The organism is Arthrobacter sp. Hiyo1 (assembly GCF_001263615.2).
Classification (GTDB): Bacteria; Actinomycetota; Actinomycetes; order Actinomycetales; family Micrococcaceae; genus Arthrobacter.
Window position 1 is genome coordinate 90632 of sequence record NZ_DF952470.1, and the last position, 4261, is coordinate 94892.

Below are 4261 nucleotides of genomic sequence, written 5' to 3' on the forward strand. Positions count from 1 at the left end.
CTGCCGCGCCGACGGCGAGCACATACCGGGCCGCGTGGAGTCCGGCTGCTTGGCGCAGCCGCGCCGAGGATGCAGGAATGTCCCGGACGGCGCCACGTTCCCACACCCGGTACCGAAGCCAGCCGGCAAAACCCACCACCATCGAAAACGCTGCCGATGCCGCACAGATCAGGACCGCGGCAAGGAACGGGACGTGCGCGGGGACGGACGCGCATGCTCCAAGGGCCAGGATCCCGAAGAACGGGCCATTTGGTTTGAGCCGTACCTTGTCCGAGAACAGCGAGCCAACACCCGCCAGGAGCGCCTCGACTACCACCAATCCCCATGAATGGATATGGGAGACGGACAAGAACGTGCCCACCGAGACGCCGGCCAGGAGCACGGCGGCGGCCTGGGCCTGGTGCTTGAGCCGCAGTTGATGCGATTCGGCACGACCGTACATGCCGGTCAGGGCGCCGAACACGGCGTAGATGATGAGGTCCGCCCGGCCAATCGCAAGAAGCACAAGGGCCGGCACGGCGACGCTCAGTGCGACGCGGACGGCAGCCAGGTGATCGTTGCTTGCCGGTGGAACGGTATGAAGCGCACGGGCATGGGCAATGATTGATCGCAACGGGACACCACCAATCAACTCAGCCGATCATTGGGAAGTTATCAGCACCCCACGATCCGCGCCATTAGCTGGGTCACAACGTTTCCTTGTGCGTCCCCACCCAACTAGTCCCCACCGCCACCCTCGCCTCGCAAGCTCGGCCAGGGAACCCTGGTGGCGTGGGCCCTCGCAGTAGATGTCGTTTTGAGCCTCCATAACGACATTAACTGCGAGCTAGTCGGGTCGACGGGTGTTTCGAAACGGTGGCAGGATCGAAGCATGACTGTGTCGTTCACATGCCGCACGCGTATCGGGATGGAACCGGGGGAGCTCTTCGATCTCTCCCGCAATGTCGACGCGCACGTCGGCTCCATGGCCAAGTCCCGGGAACGAGCGGTTGCCGGCGTCGTGTCCGGACTGCTCTCGGAAGGCGACGAGGTCACCTGGCAGGCCTGGCATTTCGCTGTACCTCTGCGAATGAGCAGCCGCATCACCCGGTTTCGATTCCCTGAATCGTTTACGGACGAGCAAGTGCGTGGCCCCTTTCGCTTCTTCCGGCACATGCACGAGTTCATTCCCGACGACGGCGGCACGCTCATGATCGATCGCGTCGAGTTCGCGGCGCCTTTCGGCGTTGTGGGCCGGATTGCGGAGAAGGCCTTCCTCGGGCGATACCTGCGGAACCTCATCGAAAAGCGCAACGAATACCTTGCCCGCAACGGTGCCGCCGCATGATCAGGACGGCCCGCGCGGACGAACTGGAACGGCTCCGGGGGATCGAGTTCGCCGCGGGGGAGATCTTCCGCTCCTGTGGAATGGACGCCATCGCAGATGACGAGCCATTGACCGTCACGGAAATGGCTCTCTACCAGGCGCGCGGGGGTGCCTTGGTCTTCGCCGACACGTCAGATGTTCCCGTGGCCTATCTTCTGATTGAGCACCTCGACGGCAATGCGCACGTGGAGCAATTGAGCGTCCATCCGTCGCATGCGCGGCAAGGTCTGGGGAGCGAGCTGCTCGATGTTGCCGAAAAGTGGGCTCAGGCCCAGGGCTTGGAGTGGCTGACCCTGACCACTTTCCGGGATGTTCCGTGGAATGCGCCCTACTATCGCAGGCTGGGTTTCGAGGAGCTGGGCCCGGAGCTGTTGGACGATGGACTCCGGGGCATCCTCGAATGCGAGGGCTTGGTGGGCCTGAGTCGTTGGCCCAGGATCGCCATGCGGCGGCGCGTCAGGCCGATCCGCGGACAGGAAGATTCTGTCAGTCTGTATTGACAGGCCTGTGCCGTCAGTCCAAACTGACAGCATGAATGGTGATGAGCTGACTTCCCACATCCCGGCGACGGACCCGGTAATCGGGCTCCGCGCCGTTGGTGCCCTGCATCGCTTGGCTGAGAAGGTGGAGGCCACCAACGTGGCCCTCGCGCGGGAGCACGGTTGGTCCTGGGAGCAAATAGGTGATGCCTTGGGCGTCTCCAAGCAGTCGGTCCACGCCAAATACGGAAAGTGAGTCTGCCATGTTTGAACGATTTGCCGGCGAAGCCAGGACCGCTGTCCATGCCGGCGCCGAGGAAGCCAAACGCCGTGGAGACCGGAGAATCGGCACGGACCATTTGCTGCTGGGATTGCTTCACGACCCCGGGAGCTGCCGGACGTTGGAAACGGACCTCGAATCCGCCCGCGCCCAGCTCGATGCCCTCGACCAGCAGGCGCTGGAAGCCGTTGGCGTGACGCTGGGGGACTTCGGCCCGCTGAATGCGCCGAAGGGAAGCAGCCGGACTACCTTCACCTCGGCCGCCCGCTCAGTCATTCAGGACTCACTGATGCTGACCACCCGGGAGAAGGCCCGCAGGATCAGCACGCGGCACCTCTTGCTCGCACTGCTGGAGCGGCGCGAACCGGATCCGGCCGCCGTCCTGCTCCATAACCTGGGCGTGGATACCGCGGCACTCAAGGACAGGCTGCAGAACCCAGGTCCGGGAACTGAGTGAGGCGGCCCGAACCTGATTGTTTTGCGCGGCAATATTCCGCTCGAGTGAACCACAGCTGAGTGAATCCTGTAAGCTCCCACAGGATCACGCAGCCGCCTTTTGAGGGGAACCGCCCGTGCAGGACACCATTACCGTACGTCCATCGTGGGGTCGTCGCCTTGCCGGAATCGAAGGCCTCCGAGGCATTGCGGCCCTATCGGTGATGGTTTACCACCTTGCTTTGACGACATCATTCCAAGTGCAGACCGGGCCCTTGGAAATTCTCTTTTCGCTTTGCAACCAGGGCCTCACCCTGTTCTTCGTCCTCTCCGGCTTCCTGTTGTACAGGCCCTTCGTTTCCGCGATCGTGCAGGGCAGGCAGCTGCCGTCCATCCGCCGCTATGCATACAACAGGCTGCTGCGGATTTATCCCGCGTACATCGTGATCTTCGTTGTCACCGGACTCTTCGTCGGTTCCGTGTACCTTCACGGCAGCACTCACGGGTTCGGCCCGGAAAACATCGGCAGGCTCACGGATCCCCTCAAGATCGCAGCCAACGTACTTCTTGTTCACATGTTCATTCCGGAGTACGTCATGAGCGGCCTGCCGGTGTCGTGGTCATTGACGGCTGAGATCACCTTCTATTTTGTTCTGCCTTGGTGGCCTTTCTTGCCCTGTGGAGGATTCGAAAAGGATCGAGGAAGACTGCCGCCTTGGTGTGCGCGCCGCTTGCCATGGTCATCGTCGGCCTGGGCATTACGCTTTGGGCCAGTGACGCGGCAAGCCGAATGAGCCCGATCGATGCGGCGAACTTCGGCTTCGGGCAGACTGGCAGTGCAGTCTTCCTTCGGAGCTTCCTTGCGCAGGCGGATCTCTTTGGATACGGAATGCTCGCCGCCGTGGCAGTGGTCGTGATCCACGAACGCGGCGTGGAGCGGGTGCAGACCCGGGTCAAGGCAGCACTAGTCCTGGTCGCGGCGCTGATCGAGCTCCTGGCCCTTGAATTCGCCCGACCCGTAATTTCCACGGTCTCCGGGGTGGCTGCGGCGTTGGTATTGCTCGCAGTCGTATTACCGTCATCCCGGGGAGACGACCTGAATCGGACGGCCCGTGTTCTCGAATGGTTGCCATTCCGCTTCACGGGCGTCATGAGTTACAGCATCTATCTCTGGCATCTGCCCGTAATTTTTTGGCTAATGGGGCATCACCGGACGTTCGGCCAAAACACTCTCGCCTTGCCGCTGAACGGGCTCCTCGTCCTGGCCATCACACTGTCCTTGTCCACCTTGACTTACTACTTTGTAGAGCGCCCGGCGATGAAGCTGAAGAGGCCGGCGTTGAAGGTACAACAACCCGAACCTCAACAGGAACTAAGCGTTAAGCGCTGAGGATGTAGAATCGGCCTCCTGTCTGCAATTTTCTTTTGGGGGTCCCCGCTTGGCTGTCCTGACCGTGCGCCGTCGCGCCTTTTTCGCTCCTACTGTCCGCTCGCGGAACCCTGTGGTGTACGCGTCGATCGTCCTGGTCTCGACACTGATTTCGCTGGCGCGGCTCCCGGGCCCGGCTATCGGAACCCTGTGGGCCGAAGATGGCGGGATCTTCATCAATGACGTGCTCAAGGACGCAGGCCTCCGGGGCATCTTCGCCCCCTACCAAGGCTACCTCCACGTCGTGCCCCGCGGGGTGGCGTGGCTGGTCG

General features: G+C 62.3%; 7 protein-coding genes and 1 pseudogene. 7 read left to right on the forward strand and 1 reads right to left on the reverse strand.

What is annotated here, in order from left to right:
* Positions 1–595 (reverse strand): annotated as a pseudogene (locus AHiyo1_RS26495) (FUSC family protein); the annotation flags it as partial.
* A gap of 276 nt (positions 596–871) precedes the next feature.
* Between AHiyo1_RS26495 and AHiyo1_RS09370 the strand changes: the two are divergent.
* From AHiyo1_RS09370 to AHiyo1_RS24645, 7 genes are all read left to right on the forward strand, one after another.
* Positions 872–1327, forward strand: a complete 456-nt coding sequence (locus AHiyo1_RS09370; RefSeq protein WP_059388389.1) for an SRPBCC family protein — start codon at positions 872–874, stop codon at positions 1325–1327.
* Positions 1324–1866, forward strand: a complete 543-nt coding sequence (locus tag AHiyo1_RS09375; RefSeq protein ID WP_059388390.1) for a GNAT family N-acetyltransferase — start codon at positions 1324–1326, stop codon at positions 1864–1866. Before AHiyo1_RS09370 ends, AHiyo1_RS09375 begins: the two co-directional genes overlap by 4 nt.
* 31 nt (positions 1867–1897) lie before the next feature.
* A complete protein-coding gene (locus AHiyo1_RS09380) occupies positions 1898–2101 on the forward strand; it encodes a hypothetical protein (protein WP_059388394.1) in 204 nt (67 codons plus the stop codon).
* Positions 2102–2108: 7 nt separating this feature from the next.
* Entirely contained in the window at positions 2109–2582 is a 474-nt protein-coding gene (locus AHiyo1_RS09385; protein WP_059388391.1) for a Clp protease N-terminal domain-containing protein, read from the forward strand.
* Positions 2583–2697: 115 nt separating this feature from the next.
* A complete protein-coding gene (locus AHiyo1_RS09390; RefSeq protein WP_148667509.1) occupies positions 2698–3354 on the forward strand; it encodes an acyltransferase family protein in 657 nt (218 codons plus the stop codon).
* Positions 3246–3950, forward strand: coding sequence for an acyltransferase family protein (locus AHiyo1_RS09395; RefSeq protein ID WP_253257272.1), 705 nt, complete (start codon positions 3246–3248; stop codon positions 3948–3950). Before AHiyo1_RS09390 ends, AHiyo1_RS09395 begins: the two co-directional genes overlap by 109 nt.
* A 49-nt stretch (positions 3951–3999) precedes the next feature.
* Positions 4000–4261 (forward strand): hypothetical protein (locus AHiyo1_RS24645; RefSeq protein ID WP_216363172.1); only part of this gene is annotated, 262 nt, incomplete at its 3' end.

Coding starts and splice junctions, on each gene's coding strand:
- AHiyo1_RS09370 (WP_059388389.1), top strand. CDS start 872: ATGACTGTGTCGTTCACATGCCGCACGCGTATCGGGATGGAACCGGGG.
- AHiyo1_RS09375 (WP_059388390.1), top strand. CDS start 1,324: ATGATCAGGACGGCCCGCGCGGACGAACTGGAACGGCTCCGGGGGATC.
- AHiyo1_RS09380 (WP_059388394.1), top strand. CDS start 1,898: ATGAATGGTGATGAGCTGACTTCCCACATCCCGGCGACGGACCCGGTA.
- AHiyo1_RS09385 (WP_059388391.1), top strand. CDS start 2,109: ATGTTTGAACGATTTGCCGGCGAAGCCAGGACCGCTGTCCATGCCGGC.